A 17,642-nucleotide genomic window follows, 5' to 3' on the forward strand; every position below is an offset into this window, starting at 1 on the left:
GAACCCATTCTCCTTCATCCTCAGCGGCGGACCTAAGACATGATCGGCAAGCTCAAAGGCACTATCGACGAGATCGGCGAGGACTACGCGCTCGTTGACGTGCACGGCGTCTGCTACGAAGCCTTCTGTTCGGCCCGCACGCTGGCCCGCCTCAATGTGGGCGAAGCGGCAGTGCTGTTTATCGAGACCTATGTGCGCGAGGACCAGCTGAAACTGTTCGGCTTCCTGTCGGCACTGGAGCGCGAGTGGTTCAACCTCCTGCAGAGCGTGCAGGGCGTCGGCGCCAAGGTGGCGCTGGCCTTGCTCTCAACGCTGACACCGGGCGAACTGGCCAATGCGATTGCGCTGCAGGACAAGACCGCAGTTTCGCGGGCACCCGGCGTCGGCCCCAAGGTCGCCGTCCGCATTGTCACAGAACTCAAGAACAAGGCGCCCGCCTTTGCCGGCGAGGCATCCGCCAATATCGGCTTCAAGCAGGAACTGGGCGAGGGCGTGGCGTCTGCGCCCGTCAGCGATGCGGTCTCGGCGCTCACCAATCTTGGCTATTCCCGAGACCAGGCGGCCAATGCCGTCGCCGCAGCTTTGAAGGCAGCCGGTGAGGATGCCGACAGCGCCAAGCTGATCCGGCTGGGTCTGAAGGAACTGGCGAGGTCGTGATATCCGGGGTAAGCACTGGGATATCGATAGGGCCAGACGATTACGGGAAGTAACAGATTGGGTGCGTTCACGACCATGGCTCTTGAAGGTCAGATCACGATAGCGATCAAGGATCGCGACGTTGCGAGAGTTGCTGCTCCACATGGCCGGTGCCACTGCTCCATGACATCAGACACAAAGGCCGCATCCTGCGCGCCCGAGATGGAAATTCTTGCATGACCGACGAAAACCGCCTCATCTCGCCGGAAAAACGGGGCGAAGATTTCGATACGGCGCTGCGCCCGCAGTCGCTCGACGAGTTTACCGGGCAGGCAGAGGCTCGCGCCAACCTCAAGATCTTCATCGAGGCCGCCAAGAACCGGGGCGAGGCCCTGGATCACGTGCTGTTCGTCGGCCCGCCGGGTCTCGGCAAGACCACGCTTGCGCAGATCATGGCCAAGGAACTGGGCGTGAATTTCCGCTCGACCTCCGGTCCTGTCATTGCCAAGGCCGGTGATCTTGCGGCGCTTCTGACCAATCTCGAAGACCGCGACGTGCTGTTCATCGATGAAATCCACCGTCTCAACCCGGCGGTCGAGGAAATCCTCTATCCGGCGATGGAGGATTTCCAGCTCGATCTGATCATCGGCGAAGGGCCGTCGGCCCGGTCGGTCAAGATCGACCTGTCGAAATTCACGCTGGTTGCTGCCACGACCCGTATCGGGCTTTTGACGACGCCGCTGCGCGACCGGTTCGGCATTCCCGTGCGCTTGTCGTTCTACACGGTCGAGGAACTGGAAGGCATCGTCCGGCGTGGTGCGCGCCTGATGAACCTGCCGATGACCGATGGCGGCGCGCGCGAGATCGCACGGCGCGCCCGTGGCACGCCGCGTATCGCCGGACGGCTGTTGCGCCGTGTGCGTGATTTCGCCGAAGTGGCGCGTGCGGAAGCCGTGACCAAGGAGATCGCCGACGAGGCGCTGATCCGCCTCAATGTCGACCACGCCGGTTTCGACCAGCTCGACAAGCGGTATCTCAACATGATCGCCGTCAACTTCGGCGGCGGGCCCGTGGGCATCGAGACGATTGCGGCGGGGCTCTCCGAGCCGCGCGACGCGATCGAGGACATTATCGAGCCCTACATGATCCAGCAGGGCTTTATCCAGCGCACGCCGCGGGGACGGGTGCTGACGGCAGTCGCCTGGAAGCATCTCGGCCTGCAGCCGCCCAAGGATATGGAAGCGGCCCAGTTCAGGATCAGTTTCGACGATGAGTAAAAGCGACGAACCCCGGGATCTGCGCATCCGGATAAAGTTCAAGCCGAAGCGCATTTTTCAGATGCGCATCGCGGGGCTTGGTTTTCGCGACGGCCATGTGCTGGTGCACCGCGCCGTGCATGAGACGTTCTGGACCTTTCCCGGCGGACGCGCGGAAGTGGGCGAAACCTCCGAGGAGACCCTGAAACGCGAGATGGTCGAGGAACTCGGGGTCGAGGTGAAGGTCGGACGGCTGCTCTGGGCGGTCGAGAACTTCTTCCACTACGAAGACCGCGACTGGCACGAACTCGGCTTCTACTACCTGATGGAGCTGCCGGAGAGCTTTCCGTTTCATCCGACCGATATCGTCCATCGGATCGTCGACACGCACGAACTCGAGTTCAAGTGGGTGAAGGCGACGAGGGACTCGCTGAAGGCGCTGGATATCCCGCCCTATTTCATCGCGGACGAGATCGAAGATCTGCCCATCAGCCCGAAACACGTGGTCTGGCGCGATGGCGATCTCGATCTGAAAGACTGATGTTGGAACATCCTTTGCTCGCTTGAGTTTTTTCAGGAGTAGAAGGAGATGATCCATGCAGAAGATCAGCGTCGGAAACGAAGTCGAATGGAAATGGGGAAAGTCGAAGGCCGAAGGTAAGGTCGCCGAGAAGTTCACCAAGGATGTCGAGCGCAAGATCAAGGGCAAGACGATCAAGCGCAAGGCAGATGCCGACAAGCCCGCCTTCCTCGTCAAGCAGGAAGACGGCGACAAGGTTTTGAAAAGCCAATCGGAGCTGAAGAAGACCGATGGCTGAAAGATCTTCGCACGAACATCAGCACGAGCAGTCTAAGACTCGCGCGCGCAGCCCGTCCAAACCATCGCAGCTTGACCACAAGCCGCCAGCCGACGTTGCGGCTGCGGCGGAGAAGGGCTTGAAGCTGCGCGCCGAATATCGCCGTGGCGGCACGACGGTCGGGATAGCACGCGCTCGCGATCTTCAGCATCGCAAGCATCTGTCGGAACAGACGGTGAAGCGGATGGTAAGCTACTTCAAGCGTCACAATGTCGACAAGCGCTCCGACAATTTCGGCGACGACGGCAACCCATCTGCTGGTTACATTGCCTGGCTTTTGTGGGGCGGCGACGCCGGCCAGAAATGGGCCGAAGAGCACATGAAGCAGATCGACAAGACGAAGCAAGAGGCCAAGACGCAACGCACCTCGTCCCACTAGGATCGTAGCGGGGATAAGATCAGGAGGAGGCGAGGCGGCGGATTGTTTGTGCAAGCAACGGTTTGCCACCGCCCCTCCAGCCAAGCGCCTCGATCTTTGCCGTCGGCATGACGCGCACTCGCGACAGATCAGCCTTCTCGGGCAAGCGGCGGCCATTGTCGACGTGACTGAGGATCTCGCTTCGATCGGTGAGTATGCCTGACACGTTGAAACTTTCGCCGGCGATCCTGGAGGCTTCGGCTTCCAGCATCAGACGAACGGCGGAGCCGACATCGCTGCCGTGTACTTCCGTTCCCGCACGCGGTTCGATGACGCCGCCGGAACGGTAGGTTTCAAACATCTGATCCCATTTGTTGGGTCTCAGATCTCCGTAGACACCAGTCAACCGCAGGCTTGCGGCCGTAAAGCTCGGGCCGCAAAGTCCGGCGACTGCCAATTCGCCTTTATGCTTGATTTCGCCGTAGAGACTTGTCGGTGACAGATCCGCGTCTTCGGTGAGGGGCAAGCCTTCCGGCAGGCCGTCATAGACGGCGCGACTGGAGATGAAGACTGCGCGGCGGAGACCGGCTCGTTTGGCGGTCTCGAACAGTTTGATCGTGCCATGGAGGTTCATGCGGGCAAACCGCTTGGGATCGTCGCCTTCTCCGCCCCGGTATTTCCCCGCGACGTGGTCGAAGGCGGCGTGGATGAAGAAATCGGCACCGGTGAAGACATCAACCTGGTCGAGATCGGGATCGAGCGAGAGGGGGACGAATTCGAAGGGTTTCGAGAACAGGTAAGGTTGCGGCCGTGTCCGGCCGCCGACAGTCACCTCATAGCCAGCGTCCAGCAGCGCTTCGACGATATAGCGGCCAACGAGCCCGGTCCCGCCCGAGACGAGGACTTTCATGGGAGGCGCGCCGGATTGGGGAGCGCGGCGATGTCGGGCAGGCGCCCTTCGTAGAAGTCCCACCAGAGATCGATCAGAGGTCTCAACTGCTGCGCCTTCGGGTGATCCTTCTCCCAGGGCTTTTCATACTGGTAGTGGAGGATGCCGATGCTTTCCCAGTTCCAGAGATCGGGCATTGCGAACCACACATATTGCAGCATGTTCATGGTCACCGGCAGGCCGTGCCAGTCCGGAAAGAAGTGTTCCAGAAACGTCTGGTCGGTGCGCCGCCAGAAGGCGTCGGGAACGTCCAGCGCTGCCATCATACCGTCGAAGGTCTGCAGCGATGGCTTGGCCACAAACACGCCGGAGTTCATCCGATGGAAGTCGGCCATGCTCTCGTAGACGTTCGGTGCCGCGGAAAACTCCGGATAGGCGAACAGCTTGTCGATGTTCTTCAGCACCAGCGCGTCGGCATCGATGAAAACTGTTGTGTCGTACTCGGTCAGTTGCCACAGGCGCAGCTTGCAGAAGTTGTCGAGCGGCGTGTGGAACTCCGGCTTGTTGCCTTTGGTAAAGGGCGCCGCCCCATGCAGGTTCTTTCGGGCGTGACGGTCGTTGAACGCGTCGGACAGCGGAAGGTGTGTGACTTCCACCATACGGCAGCCCAGGGCTTCGAGGGGGCCAAGGTCGGATGCTGAGACCGCCGCCGTATGCAGCACGACGATCTCGGCCGTGGTCCCGGTCAACCTGATCGACCGGGCCAATGCCGTGGCGCCCATCGCGTAATCGGCATTGGTGACGAGGGTGACGAAGGCGTTTTTCATTGCGCCATCACGAGACGGATTTCAGCCGCATGCCTTCCGGATCGTGCTCCACTTTGGCGGCGATATCGCGCGTCCAGGCGGAAACGGCGGGGACACGGCTGCGATCGACGCGGTAGGCATATTTCTTCGCGACATCAACGATCTCGGCGAGCAGGCCTTCGCCGAGCGTCGTCGGCTGCAGGCCGAGGCTCAGGAACTTGTCGTTCTTCACGACGAGATCGTTTTCCGGGGCTTCCTTGCGCGGGTTGGGCAGCCAGGCAATCTGGGCGCCGCTCATCTTGGAGATCATTTCGGCCAGATCGCGCACCCGGTGGGTTTCCGTCATCTGGTTGAAGATCTCGACGCGGTTGTTGCGGGCGGGCGGTGTGTTGAGCGCGATTTCGATGCAGCGTACCGAATCCTGGATGTGGATGAAGGCCCGCGTCTGGCCGCCGGTTCCGTGTACCGTCAGCGGATAGCCGATCGCCGACTGGATCAGGAAGCGGTTGAGAACCGTGCCGTAATCGCCGTCGTAGTCGAACCGGTTGATCAGCTGCTCGTGCCGGCGTGTCTGCTCCGTGTGGGTTCCCCAGACGATGCCCTGATGGAGGTCGGTGATCCGCAGGCCGTCGTTCTTAGCATAGAAGGCAAACAGCTGCTGATCGAGGCATTTCGTCATGTGGTAGATCGAGCCGGGATTGCTTGGATAGAGGATCTCCTGGCTGACCGTGCGCCCATCCATCGTCTCGATGCCAACAGGAAGGTAGCCTTCCGGGATCGCCGCACCGACGGTCGAGTAGCCATAGACACCCATCGTGCCCAGGTGGATGAGATGCGCGTCGAGGTCGAGCTCGACCATGGCGTTCAACAGATTGTGCGTGGCGTTGACGTTGTTGTTGACAGTGTAGTTCTTGTGGCGGTCGCTCTTCATCGAATAGGGGGCTGCCCGCTGTTCGGCGAAGTGGATGATGGCGTCTGGACGGTTCGCCGCCAGCCAACCCTTCAGAAGCTCGTAATCCTTGGCAAGGTCGATAAGGTGAAAGTGGATGCGGCGGCCGGTCTCGGCGTGCCAGATGCGGGTCCGTTCCTGAATGCTGTCCATCGGCGTCAGCGACTGAACACCGAGTTCCGTATCGATCCAGCGGCGCGACAGGTTATCGAGAATATGCACCTCGTGGCCGGCATCGGACAGGTGAAGCGATGTCGGCCAGCCGACGAAACCATCGCCGCCAAGGACTGCAATCTTCATGAATGTTCTCTCCGTTCGCGGGTGCCCTATTTTATGCGGGCGGGAAGTATGACAGGACACCGAAAGTGGATCGGTATTCCGCCTTTATCCAGGGGATGAAGATGGAATTTCAAGGCAAGCTTATGACAGAGCAGAATTTTTTGTTATCCGGAGAACTGATCGAGGGCGGTCACAGCCTCGTCCAGCGGGTCTATTACGAGGACACGGACTTCTCCGGCCTCGTCTATCACGCCCGCTACCTACACTTTCTCGAGCGCGGCCGAACAGACTATCTGCGGTGCCTCGGCTGCGAGCAGGGTGCGCTTCTGTCGGCGGATGAGGAGGGGCTGGTCTTCGTTGTTCACCGCATGGAGATCGACTTCAAGCAACCGGCCCGGATGGACGATATCCTGACGATCCGGACGATCACCGAAAAGGCCGGTGGCGCCAAGATGGTTCTCACCCAGGAAATCCGCCGCGGCGAAACGCTGCTGATTGCGGCGAAGGTGGTCATCGCCGTCATCAACAGATACGGCCGTCCACGACGACTGCCGGAGGCGATCGCGGAGAAGTTTCTAACAGCGCCGATCTGAGCTTCAGACAATAGAGCCAAAGCGCTGATCAAGCTTGCGGCCGTAACACATTATTAACGATAATGTAGTCTTACTAACCCGTGAGGAATTTGTGCAACGCACGCCTTCCTTTGACCAAATTTGAAGGCGAGAAGCCAAGCTGAAAACTCAGGACATCTTGGGCGTTAGGCGGCGATCTCGGCGGACAGAAACATTCTCGCGAGAGCGCGCTTTGGAACCCGCCCGGTTGTGAAATGCCGGGCGTTTGGATTCGGGGATTGAAGACAGATGGAACAGGTAGCTCTGGAAGCTGCGACGCATGACGTGAGCCTTTGGGCGCTGTTCATGCAGGCCGGACTGATCGTCAAGATGGTGATGATCGGGCTGATGGGTGCCTCGGTCTGGACCTGGGCGATCGTCATCGACAAATATATGGCCTTTTCAAAGGCGCGGCGTCAGTTCGATCAGTTCGAACAGGTGTTCTGGTCGGGTCAGTCGCTCGAAGAACTCTACCGCACCCTTGGCGAGCGCCAGAATACAGGCCTTGCCGCCATCTTCGTCGCTGCCATGCGCGAGTGGAAAAAGAGCTTTGAACGCGGCGCCCGTTCGCCGATCGGTCTCCAGATGCGTATCGACCGCGCCATGGACGTGACGATGTCGCGTGAAGGCGAGGCCTACGAGGCGCGTCTTGGGTCGCTCGCAACCATCGGTTCGGCCGGTCCGTTCATCGGTCTGTTCGGTACCGTCATCGGTATCATGACCTCCTTCCAGGCGATCGCCGGATCGAAGTCCACTAACCTTGCGGTCGTTGCACCGGGTATCGCCGAAGCGCTCTTGGCAACCGCCATCGGCCTTGTTGCCGCTATCCCGGCAGTTATCGCCTACAACCGTTTCATGGGTGAGGCCGGCAAGCTTTCATCGCGGATGGAAGGTTTTGCCGACGAATTCTCGGCCATCCTTTCGCGCCAGATCGACGAGAAGCTGCAGCCACGCCAGGCCGCTCAGTAATCAGGCACAACGCCAGGAGTAAGCACCATGGGCATGTCGGCCGGAGGAGCAAAGTCGGGAGGCGGTCGTCGCGGACGTCGCGGTGGGCGCAGCCGTAGCGGCGCGATCAGCGAAATCAACGTCACGCCGCTTGTCGACGTCATGCTCGTGCTTCTGATCATCTTCATGGTGGCAGCGCCGATGATGACCGTCGGCGTGCCGATCGACCTGCCTGAAACCCAGGCCAAAGCGATGAATTCCGATACGCAGCCGATCACCGTTTCGGTCAATCCGGAAGGGCAGATCTTCCTGCAGGAAACCCCGATCACGATCGACGAAATCCTGCCGAAGCTGCAGGCGATCGCCACGACCGGCTATAACGAGCGCATCTATGTGCGTGGCGACACTGCCGCTGCCTATGGCGTGGTGATGAAGGTCATGGCTCGCATTTCGTCTGCCGGTTACAAGAACCTCGGCCTCGTCACCCTTCAGGAACAGGAGCAGTGATCCCACGCCATGAAGGGTAGTATCGGCACATCGCTGGTTCTCCATTCGGTGCTTCTCGGCTGGGCGCTTGTCTCGCTGAGTTCACCGATGCAGCTCAACGTCGCCGACGTCGAGGCGCTTCCGGTCGACATTGTCCCGGTGGAATCGATCACCCAGATGCAGCAGGGTGACAAGAAGGCGCCTCTCACCGAAAAGCCTTCGGTGAAGGAAACTAAGAACCAGAAGGTCGTCGAAAACGCCGAGAATGCCGGCGAGAGCGACATCGACCTGAAGTCCCCGCCGACGCCGGCCAAGAAGCCCCTGAAGACCGAAGCCGCCGCCGCGCCAAAGCCGGTGGAGCGCCCGACGCCGACCCCGACGGACGAGGACAACCAGGTCAAGGATATCGTCAAGGAAGAGACGGCACCGAAGCCTCAGGAAGTGGCAGCATTGCCGCAGCCGAAGCCGGAACCGACCCCGCCAAAGCCCGAGCCGACGCCCCCCAAGGCCGAGACACCGCCACCGACCCCAACTCCGACCGAAGCCAAGACCGAGGAAGCGCCGCTTCCAGACAGCGTTCCGCTGCCCGCTGCCAAGCCGAAGCAGGAACCGCCGAGGGAGCAGGCAAAGCCCGTCGAAAAGCCGGTCGAGAAAAAGCCTGACCCGCCGAAGCCGACCGAAACCGCCAAGGCGGATACCAAGGCGACGGAAGCTTCAAAGCCGACCGACAAGAAGGAAGGCAAGAAGCAGGAGACGGCCAAGTCCTCGTCTTCCAAGGCCAGCGACTTCAATGCCGACCAGATTGCAGCGCTTCTCAACAAGCAGGATGCGTCCGGCGGCGGTGCGAAGCGTTCCACGTCGCCTGCCTCCACGGGCAGCACGAAGCCGTCGACCGGTTCGAAGCTCAGCGTCAGCGAAATGGACGCGTTGCGCGGGCAGATCGGCAAGAACTGGTCCTATATCGCCGGCATCGAAGGTGCAGAAGGCGTGGTCATCCGCGTCCATATGCGGCTCGACCAGTCGGGCATGATCGTCGGCGAACCCGAAGTTTCCTCAAGCGGCGGTTCAGATACGGCCCGCCGGACGCTCGAATCCAGCGCGCGCCGCGCTGTCTTGCGTTCGTCGCCGTTCAAGAACCTGCCGGCAGACAAATACGATGCGTGGAGCGAAGTCATCGTGAACTTCAGCCCCAGCGATCTTGATATGCTTTGAAAGGCCAAACCATGATCAGACGTTCCTTCCTCGGGCTCATGATGGCGTCCGCCGGTGCCGCCGCGATCTCCAACCCCGCAAACGCGGTGGTCGAGATCAACATCAACAAGGGCAATGTCGAGCCGCTGCCGATCGCGATTACCGATTTCCTGTCCAACAACGAGCTTGGACCGCAGATTTCGCAGGTTATCGCCGCCGATCTTCAGCGTTCGGGATTGTTCGCGCCTGTCAACAAGCAGGCGTTCATCGAAAAGATCACCGATCCGGGCCGCGCGCCGCGTTTCGAAGACTGGAAGGCGATCAACGCCCAGGCGCTGGTCGTCGGCCGTGTCAGCCGTGAAGGCGACGGTCGTCTGCGCGCCGAATTCCGTCTCTGGGATACGTTTGCCGGCCAGCAGATGACCGGCCAGCAGTTCTTTACTCAGCCGGAAAACTGGCGTCGTCTGGCGCACATCATCGCCGACGCGATCTATAAGCAGATCACCGGCGAGCAGGGCTACTTTGACACCCGCGTCGTGTTCGTATCCGAAAGCGGTCCGAAGACTGCCCGTCAGCGTCAGTTGGCAATCATGGACCAGGACGGTTTCAACGTCCGCATGCTGACCGGCACCAAGGATCTCGTGCTGACGCCGCGCTTTTCGCCAAGCCGTCAGGAAGTCACCTACATGTCGTTCGAGGGCAACCAGCCGCGGGTCTACCTGCTGCAGCTGGAAACCGGACAGCGCGAAGTGGTGGGCAATTTCCCCGGCATGACGTTCTCGCCGCGCTTCTCGCCTGACGGTCAGAAGGTGATCATGAGCCTTCAGCAGGAAGGCAACGCGAATATTTACACGATGGACCTGCGTTCGCGCACGACGACGCGCCTGACGTCGACGGCTGCGATCGATACCGCGCCATCCTATTCGCCCGATGGTGCGCGCATCACGTTCGAAAGCGACCGTGGCGGCCGCCAGCAGATCTACGTGATGGGGGCCGACGGTTCGGGCCAGAGCCGCGTCTCGTTCGGCGATGGTTCCTATTCGACGCCGGTCTGGTCGCCGCGTGGCGATCTGATCGCGTTCACCAAGCAGTCGGGCGGCAAGTTCTCGATCGGCGTGATGCGTCCGGACGGTTCTGGCGAGCGCATTCTGACATCGGGCTTCCATAACGAGGGTCCGACCTGGGCACCGAACGGGCGTGTTCTGATGTTCTTCCGCCAGAACGCCGGCGCCGGTGGTCCGCAGTTGTATTCGATCGATCTCAGCGGCTATAACGAGCAGATGGTCAAGACACCGGCATTCGGGTCCGACCCGGCCTGGTCGCCGCTTCTTGAATAGGAGGCACGTTTGAGGCGCGGCAGATCTGCCGCGCTTGCGTTCCAACCGGCAGCGAACGACTGAAAAATAGGGCACCGGAAGGAATTCGTTAACCATAAGCGTTTGATCATGGTTAACCTCAATCCGTTAGAGTTCGGCAACTCTTAAATTAAATGATCAAGGAGAGAACGGCCATGAGCCGCATTCATACCCCGGCGATGAGCCGTATGCAGACCCTCGCTCGCAACCCGGCCGTCATCGCTCTGACGCTGGCCCTCGCTCTCGCAGGCTGCGCCAACAAGAAGAACCTTCCGAACAACGCGGGTGACCTTGGCCTCAACGGTGGTGGTGCCGGCGGCTCGGCAACACCTGGCTCGAGCCAGGACTTCACGGTCAATGTCGGCGACCGGATCTTCTTCGATACGGACTCGACCTCGATCCGTGCAGATGCCCAGCAGACGCTCGATCGTCAGGCTCAGTGGCTGCAGCGTTACCCGAACTACGCGATCACCGTCGAAGGCCATGCCGACGAACGCGGTACCCGCGAATACAACCTGGCACTCGGCGCCCGTCGCGCTTCGTCCACCAAGGAATATCTTGCTTCGCGCGGCATTCCTGCCAACCGCATCAAGACCATCTCCTTCGGCAAGGAACGTCCGGTCGCCGTTTGCGACGACATCTCCTGCTGGTCGCAGAACCGCCGCGCGGTTACCGTTCTCGGTGGCGCTGGCATGTAATGCCGGTGAGGGGCGGGGCCAGTCTCCGTTCCACACATGACATTTTGGTGAGAAAAGGTGGCCTTCGCGCCACCTTTTTTGTTTTTCCTTAGTTTGGCCCCGTTTCCCTTGATTTTGAACGTCGACTTGGTTGCTTTTTGACGGCAGTTCAGAAAAATCCGTATTGCGCCAATCCGGCGCAAGCTACAGCGCCGCGCACCGGGTTTCCGATGCGCACAGCGCGTTGTAGAACATAGGTTGCGCTTCGTTCTTTCCGAAAGCCATTCCGGCTTGAGGGCCGAAGCGCGGGAAGCAGGACGGACGACATGAAGAAAATTGTCTTGGCAGCGATGCTGGGGCTGGCGGCGATGGCGGGCCCTGCTGGGGCCTTCTCATTTCCGAAACTCTTCCAGGGCGAGCAAAGCGTTCCGCAACAGCCGCAGGCCGAACAACGGCCTGTGATCCTCGCGCAGGGCGGCGATGCCGTCCGGACGCAGCAGCTTCAGGAAGAGGTACGGCAGCTTAACGGCCGTATCGAGGAAATGAGTTATCAGCTCCTGCAGATGCAGGAACAACTGCGCAAAACGCAGGAAGATAACGAATTCCGTTTCCAGGACCTGGAAAAGAAGAAGAGAAGCGACTTGGGCGACACGGGCGGGCAACCGGCCGTGGCGTCCAACCGCCCTTCGTCTTCGGCTTCCTCCGGCGAAACCTCCCCACCTGCTGCGCAAGGCGCCGACGACGTGGCTCGCATCATCGGTGAGCCATCCAGCCCATCCGCGACCACAGGCAACCGCGCCGCACCAGCGCCAACAACGCTTGGATCGATGAATCTCGACACGAGCGGAAATACTGTCGGTGCGTCCCGCAACGACAATGCCCGCAATTCGGCCGGTCTTCCCGGTGTTGCTTCCGGCTCGTCGCGCAGCGGTGGGTCGCAGGATCCGCAGCAGACGGCCTCGCTTGGCAGTGAGGGCGACAGCTACAAGATCGCCTATGACCATGTTCTTTCCGGCGACTACCCGCTCGCCGAGAAAGAATTCTCCAGCTACCTCGCCAGCTACCCGAAGAGCTCAAGGGCCGCAGACGCCAATTTCTGGCTCGGCGAAGCGCAGTTCTCGCAGGCGAAATATGCCGATGCGGCAAAGACCTTTCTCAACGCGCACCAGACCTACGGCAAGTCCGCCAAGGCGCCGGAAATGCTGCTGAAGCTCGGCATGTCGCTTGCGGCTCTCGACAACAAGGATACGGCCTGCGCGACGCTTCGCGAGGTACCCAAGCGCTATCCAAATGCGCAGCGCGCCGTGCTCGGCAAGGTGACGACCGAGCAGAAGCGGCTGTCCTGCTGATCCTGCGGCGGTGACCACCCCGGATCCATCCCCGCAGTCAGCGGTTCGTGAATTTCTCGCCGGTCTTTCAAGGCCGGCGAAACTGCTTGTGGGGATATCCGGCGGCAGTGATTCGACCGGGCTTCTGCTCGCGCTTCAGGAGGCGCTGGCTACTGACCCGGAAGGCGGGATCGAACTTGCCGCTGCCACGATCGATCATGCGCTGCGGGCCGAATCAGGCGCGGAGGCCGGCGCGGTGGCATCTCTTTGCGCACGCAAGGGCATTCCCCACACGATCCGCCGCTGGGACGGCGACAAACCAACGACCGGCATTCCGGCTGCTGCACGAGAAGCTCGCTACCGGCTGCTGATGGAGATCGCTGATGAGATCGCAGCCACCGCCATCCTCACGGGCCATACGCTGGACGACCAGATCGAAACGGTGGCGATGCGCGCAGTGCGCAACGGCACGAAGGGCAAGCTGGGTCTGGCGGGCATGGCAGGTGCAGTCCTGCTCGACAGACGGCGCTGGCTGCTGCGACCGTTTCTGTCTGTGCGTCGCTCAGCGATCCGGGATTTTCTTGCAGCGGGAGGCGAGGGCTGGATCGACGACCCGAGCAATCTCGACAGCCATTACGAGAGGGTCAGAACTCGAAATGCCCTCACGGGCATCGAAACGGTGACGATGGACGAGATCGCTGCGGCCGGCGCTTCGCGAACGCGTCTGTCCCGCCAAGCGGCGGAACTGGCCCGCGAGCAGCTGACCATCAGCCATGGGGTTCTCTCCTACCTGCGGGTCGAAGCATTGGGCGGCGATCCACTGGCTCGGGACCATCTGCTCGGACATCTCATCGCGCTCCTGGGCGGACGGGAACACGTTCCTTCGACCGAGACGATGACACGGGTCGCGGCATTTTTGGATGGCCGGCACCTCGGCCGAATGTCTGCAGGGCGGGTCATCTTCGATCTGCGTCGGGATGGGCTGTATCTTTACCGGGAAAGCCGCAATCTGAACCCTGTTCGCATCGCGGCGGGGGCGTTGAAGGTCTGGGATGGCCGATACCGCGTCCACAACCCAACCAATAGCGAAATCGTGATCGGGCCGACAATTCCCGATCGCACGCTGGCGGGCTCGCTTTTCCCAAATGCGCCCGGGTCGGTCGCGATGCGGGCCATGGCGGCAATGCCACAGGTGCAAACACTCGAAACTGGCCTGCTGCACGCGATTGACATGCACCCGGTCCTGGGGACGTTCGAACGCTTCCTGTCGCAGTTCGAGCTCGAGATTGCAGCCCGGTTCGCCGATTTGGTCGGATGCGACGATATACCCCCGCTTCCGGTTAAGCTTTCGCAGCGGAAAAGCTAGGCGTCCGTGCCGGTTCGCCTTGGCAATGCCAAAGCTCAACCCTATGTTAGGTTCCAAGAAGGGCGGTCGCCATGATGTGACCGTTGGCATACTGGGGAGTTCGATGAACCCAAATTTTCGCAATTTTGCCCTCTGGGCCATTATAGCCCTGCTGCTGATCGCTTTGTTCAGCATGTTCCAGACGGCGCCGTCGCAGACGTCCTCGCGCGAAATTCCGTATTCGCAGTTCCTGCGTGACGTGGATTCCGGCCGCGTTCGCGACGTCGTCGTGACCGGCAATCGTGTCCTCGGCACCTATACCGAGAACGGCACCAATTTCCAGACATACTCCCCGGTCATCGATGACAGCCTGATGGAGCGTCTTCAGTCGAAGAACGTCTCGATCATGGCTCGCCCCGAGACAGACGGATCGTCTGGCTTCCTGAGCTATATCGGCACGCTTCTGCCGATGCTGCTGATCCTCGGTGTCTGGCTGTTCTTCATGCGTCAGATGCAGGGTGGCTCACGCGGTGCGATGGGCTTCGGCAAGTCGAAGGCGAAGCTTCTGACCGAAGCGCATGGCCGCGTCACGTTTGAGGACGTTGCCGGCGTCGATGAAGCCAAGGCTGACCTCGAGGAAATCGTCGAGTTCCTGCGCGATCCGCAGAAGTTCCAGCGTCTGGGCGGCCGCATTCCGCGCGGTGTTCTGCTTGTCGGCCCTCCGGGCACCGGTAAGACGCTGCTCGCCCGTTCGGTGGCAGGTGAAGCCAACGTGCCGTTCTTCACGATCTCCGGTTCGGACTTCGTGGAAATGTTCGTCGGTGTCGGTGCATCCCGTGTGCGCGACATGTTCGAGCAGGCCAAGAAGAATGCGCCCTGCATCATCTTCATCGACGAAATCGACGCCGTCGGCCGTCACCGTGGCGCAGGCCTCGGCGGTGGTAACGACGAACGCGAGCAGACGCTGAACCAGCTCCTGGTCGAGATGGACGGCTTTGAGGCGAACGAGGGTATCATCCTCATCGCCGCAACCAACCGTCCCGACGTTCTCGATCCCGCACTTCTGCGTCCAGGCCGTTTCGACCGTCAGGTCGTCGTGCCAAACCCGGACATTGTCGGTCGCGAACGCATCCTCAAGGTTCACGCGCGCAACGTGCCGCTTGCTCCCAACGTGGATCTCAAGGTTCTTGCCCGTGGTACGCCTGGTTTCTCCGGTGCCGACCTCATGAACCTCGTCAACGAATCTGCCCTGATGGCAGCGCGCCGCAACAAGCGTCTCGTCACCATGCAGGAATTCGAAGACGCCAAGGACAAGATCATGATGGGTGCCGAGCGTCGCTCGTCCGCCATGACCGAAGCCGAAAAGAAGCTTACCGCCTATCACGAAGCCGGTCATGCGATCACTGCCCTCAAGGTGGCCGTTGCCGATCCGCTGCACAAGGCGACCATCATTCCGCGCGGCCGTGCGCTCGGCATGGTCATGCAGTTGCCGGAAGGCGACCGCTATTCGATGAGCTACAAGTGGATGGTGTCGCGCCTGACCATCATGATGGGTGGCCGCGTTGCTGAAGAACTGACGTTCGGCAAGGAAAACATCACGTCCGGTGCATCCTCCGACATCGAGCAGGCAACCAAGCTTGCCCGTGCCATGGTGACCCAGTGGGGCTTTTCCGACATCCTCGGTCAGGTCGCCTACGGTGAAAACCAGCAGGAAGTCTTCCTCGGCCACTCGGTTTCGCAGTCGAAGAACGTCTCCGAATCAACGGCCCAGAAGATCGATAGCGAAGTGCGCCGTCTGATCGACGAAGCCTATACGGAAGCGCGCCATATCCTGACCGAATACCACGATCAGTTCGTGGCCATCGCTGAGGGCCTTCTCGAGTACGAAACCCTTTCGGGTGACGAAATCAGAGCGCTGATTCTCGGCCAGAAGCCGTCGCGCGACCTTGGCGACGATTCGACGCCAAGCCGTGGTTCGGCTGTGCCGAGCGCCGGTGCAAAGAAGGACGAGCCGAAGGGCGATGCGCCCGAAGGCGGTCTTGAACCGCAGCCGCACTGATCTCTGCTGCATCAAACCTATCGAAGCCGCTGCGGAAACATCCGCGGCGGCTTTTGCTTATCGACCTTAGCGGGGCTGGTTCGGTAACGGGATATAAGCGATTTTGACGGTAATTTAGGTGCCAACGCAGATGAACTGTGGCATGAGCCGATCTTGGACGGCAGTGCCGCCGATCCGCTCGGGCATGTTGCACATACAGACATAACCGGGCGAAGACCGCGCTTTTGAGAGCGCGTGTACCAGGGAGCTTACATGACACGCCGCTATTTTGGGACTGATGGCATCCGCGGGCATTCCAACGTCTATCCGATGACGCCAGATCTTGCGATGCGCGTCGGTATTGCCGTCGGAACAATTTTTCGCAACGGAACGCACCGCCACCGCGTGGTGATCGGCAAGGATACCCGTCTTTCCGGCTACATGCTGGAAAATGCCATGGTCGCAGGCTTTACCGCAGCCGGCCTCGACGTGTTTTTGCTTGGCCCGATCCCGACGCCCGCGGTTGCCATGCTGACGCGCTCCCTGCGTGCGGATGTCGGCGTGATGATTTCCGCTTCACACAACCCGTTCGAGGATAACGGCATCAAGCTGTTCGGCCCCGACGGCTACAAGCTTTCCGATGAGCTGGAAATGCGGATCGAGGATCTGCTCGACAGCGACCTCCATTCGCAGCTGGCAAAATCGGCCGATATCGGTCGCGCCAAGCGCGTCGAGGGCGATATCTACCGTTATATCGAACAGGCCAAGCGCACGCTCCCGCGTGACGTGACGCTGCACGGTCTTCGGGTCGCGATCGATTGCGCCAATGGTGCCGCCTACAAGGTCGCGCCGCTGGCTCTGTGGGAGCTCGGCGCCGAAGTGGTCACGATCGGCAACGAGCCGAACGGCACCAACATCAATCTCGATTGCGGCTCAACCAGCCCGGCGGCGCTGCAGCGCAAGGTCCACGAGACGCGCTCCGATATCGGCATTGCGCTCGACGGCGACGCGGACCGTGTCATCATCGTCGACGAGAATGGCGATATCATCGATGGCGACCAGCTGATGGCGGTCATCGGCGAAAGCTGGGCGGAAGACGACAAGCTGACCGGCGGCGGCATTGTCGCGACCGTCATGTCCAATCTCGGGCTCGAGCGCTTCATGGAGACCAAGGGCCTGACGCTTGCGCGCACCAAGGTCGGCGACCGGTATGTGGTCGAGCACATGCGCAATCACGATTTCAACGTGGGTGGCGAACAGTCCGGTCATATCGTGCTGTCGGATTTCGGCACCACCGGTGACGGTCTTGTCGCAGCCTTGCAGATCCTTGCCCGCGTCAAGCGGCTCGATCGCCCGGTGAGCGAAGTCTGCCGCCGGTTCGAGCCGGTGCCGCAGCTGTTGAAGAATGTCCGCTTTGCCGGTGGCAAGCCGCTGGAAAACGCCATTGTGCGGCAGGCGATCGCGGATGCGGAAGCCGAGCTTGCCACCAAGGGCCGCCTCGTCATCCGCCCGTCGGGCACCGAGCCGCTGATCCGTGTCATGGCTGAAGGCGATGACCGGGCCCAGGTGGAGCGCATCGTCGGCGATCTCGTCACGGTGATTGCCAACGCCAGACCGGAAGCGGCCTGACGGA

The 17,642-nt window shown here is 61.0% G+C and carries 18 protein-coding genes; 15 read left to right on the forward strand and 3 right to left on the reverse strand.

Annotation, left to right across the window (positions count from 1 at the left end):
• Window positions 1-39 precede the first annotated feature (39 nt).
• The 5 genes from ruvA to IFT59_RS03225 all read left to right on the forward strand — a co-directional run bounded on the left by ruvA (window position 40) and on the right by IFT59_RS03225 (window position 3,128).
• On the forward strand, window positions 40-657 hold the full coding sequence (gene ruvA / locus IFT59_RS03205) for a Holliday junction branch migration protein RuvA (RefSeq protein ID WP_062460779.1): 618 nt from the start codon (window positions 40-42) through the stop codon (window positions 655-657).
• Between the two features lie 215 nt (window positions 658-872).
• On the forward strand, window positions 873-1,913 hold the full coding sequence (gene ruvB, locus IFT59_RS03210; protein ID WP_062460777.1) for a Holliday junction branch migration DNA helicase RuvB: 1,041 nt from the start codon (window positions 873-875) through the stop codon (window positions 1,911-1,913).
• 61 nt (window positions 1,914-1,974) lie between these two features.
• The gene (locus IFT59_RS03215; RefSeq protein ID WP_446737824.1) at window positions 1,975-2,433 is read left to right on the forward strand and encodes an NUDIX hydrolase; all 459 of its coding nucleotides are present in this window, start codon (window positions 1,975-1,977) and stop codon (window positions 2,431-2,433) included.
• A 55-nt stretch (window positions 2,434-2,488) separates the two neighbouring features.
• Window positions 2,489-2,710 (forward strand): DUF2945 domain-containing protein, encoded by a 222-nt coding sequence (locus IFT59_RS03220; RefSeq protein ID WP_062460771.1) that lies wholly within the window; start codon window positions 2,489-2,491, stop codon window positions 2,708-2,710.
• Window positions 2,703-3,128, forward strand: a complete 426-nt coding sequence (locus tag IFT59_RS03225; protein WP_325263012.1) for a hypothetical protein — start codon at window positions 2,703-2,705, stop codon at window positions 3,126-3,128. The genes IFT59_RS03220 and IFT59_RS03225 overlap by 8 nt, the downstream gene beginning before the upstream one ends.
• Window positions 3,129-3,147: 19 nt before the next feature.
• Here IFT59_RS03225 and IFT59_RS03230 read toward each other — a convergent pair whose 3' ends face one another.
• From IFT59_RS03230 to IFT59_RS03240, 3 genes are read right to left on the reverse strand one after another with little or no spacing between them, the layout of a single operon-like run.
• The gene (locus IFT59_RS03230; protein WP_192086070.1) at window positions 3,148-4,017 is read right to left on the reverse strand and encodes an NAD-dependent epimerase/dehydratase family protein; all 870 of its coding nucleotides are present in this window, start codon (window positions 4,015-4,017) and stop codon (window positions 3,148-3,150) included.
• Window positions 4,014-4,823: a glycosyltransferase gene (locus tag IFT59_RS03235; protein ID WP_192086071.1), complete on the reverse strand. Its 810-nt coding sequence runs from the start codon at window positions 4,821-4,823 to the stop codon at window positions 4,014-4,016. The genes IFT59_RS03230 and IFT59_RS03235 overlap by 4 nt, the downstream gene beginning before the upstream one ends.
• 7 nt (window positions 4,824-4,830) lie before the next feature.
• Window positions 4,831-6,051 carry an NAD-dependent epimerase/dehydratase family protein gene (locus IFT59_RS03240; protein ID WP_113165977.1) on the reverse strand — a complete coding sequence of 407 codons (1,221 nt, stop codon included), beginning with the start codon at window positions 6,049-6,051 and terminating at the stop codon, window positions 4,831-4,833.
• Between the two features lie 122 nt (window positions 6,052-6,173).
• On the opposite strand from IFT59_RS03240, the gene ybgC reads away from it, so the two are divergent.
• The 10 genes from ybgC (at window position 6,174) to glmM (ending at window position 17,638) form a co-directional block, all read left to right on the forward strand.
• Window positions 6,174-6,623: a tol-pal system-associated acyl-CoA thioesterase gene (ybgC, locus tag IFT59_RS03245; RefSeq protein ID WP_192087087.1), complete on the forward strand. Its 450-nt coding sequence runs from the start codon at window positions 6,174-6,176 to the stop codon at window positions 6,621-6,623.
• Window positions 6,624-6,890: 267 nt separating this feature from the next.
• The gene (tolQ, locus tag IFT59_RS03250; protein ID WP_062582426.1) at window positions 6,891-7,610 is read left to right on the forward strand and encodes a protein TolQ; all 720 of its coding nucleotides are present in this window, start codon (window positions 6,891-6,893) and stop codon (window positions 7,608-7,610) included.
• Between the two features lie 27 nt (window positions 7,611-7,637).
• Window positions 7,638-8,096 (forward strand): protein TolR, encoded by a 459-nt coding sequence (tolR, locus tag IFT59_RS03255; RefSeq protein ID WP_062460755.1) that lies wholly within the window; start codon window positions 7,638-7,640, stop codon window positions 8,094-8,096.
• Between the two features lie 9 nt (window positions 8,097-8,105).
• The gene (locus IFT59_RS03260; RefSeq protein ID WP_192086072.1) at window positions 8,106-9,287 is read left to right on the forward strand and encodes a hypothetical protein; all 1,182 of its coding nucleotides are present in this window, start codon (window positions 8,106-8,108) and stop codon (window positions 9,285-9,287) included.
• An 11-nt stretch (window positions 9,288-9,298) separates the two neighbouring features.
• Window positions 9,299-10,603, forward strand: a complete 1,305-nt coding sequence (tolB, locus tag IFT59_RS03265; protein WP_062460748.1) for a Tol-Pal system beta propeller repeat protein TolB — start codon at window positions 9,299-9,301, stop codon at window positions 10,601-10,603.
• Window positions 10,604-10,776: 173 nt separating this feature from the next.
• The gene (gene pal, locus IFT59_RS03270) at window positions 10,777-11,319 is read left to right on the forward strand and encodes a peptidoglycan-associated lipoprotein Pal (protein ID WP_062460745.1); all 543 of its coding nucleotides are present in this window, start codon (window positions 10,777-10,779) and stop codon (window positions 11,317-11,319) included.
• Window positions 11,320-11,624: 305 nt separating this feature from the next.
• Window positions 11,625-12,647 carry a tol-pal system protein YbgF gene (ybgF, locus tag IFT59_RS03275; RefSeq protein ID WP_113109796.1) on the forward strand — a complete coding sequence of 341 codons (1,023 nt, stop codon included), beginning with the start codon at window positions 11,625-11,627 and terminating at the stop codon, window positions 12,645-12,647.
• A gap of 10 nt (window positions 12,648-12,657) precedes the next feature.
• Entirely contained in the window at window positions 12,658-13,992 is a 1,335-nt protein-coding gene (gene tilS / locus IFT59_RS03280; protein WP_192086073.1) for a tRNA lysidine(34) synthetase TilS, read from the forward strand.
• A gap of 103 nt (window positions 13,993-14,095) precedes the next feature.
• The gene (gene ftsH / locus IFT59_RS03285; protein ID WP_062461836.1) at window positions 14,096-16,030 is read left to right on the forward strand and encodes an ATP-dependent zinc metalloprotease FtsH; all 1,935 of its coding nucleotides are present in this window, start codon (window positions 14,096-14,098) and stop codon (window positions 16,028-16,030) included.
• A 252-nt stretch (window positions 16,031-16,282) separates the two neighbouring features.
• Window positions 16,283-17,638, forward strand: a complete 1,356-nt coding sequence (gene glmM, locus IFT59_RS03290) for a phosphoglucosamine mutase (RefSeq protein ID WP_192086074.1) — start codon at window positions 16,283-16,285, stop codon at window positions 17,636-17,638.
• The last annotated feature ends 4 nt before the right edge of the window (window positions 17,639-17,642 follow it).

The sequence above is a fragment of the Rhizobium sp. CFBP 8752 genome, assembly GCF_014842035.1.
GTDB lineage: Bacteria > Pseudomonadota > Alphaproteobacteria > Rhizobiales > Rhizobiaceae > Neorhizobium > Neorhizobium soli.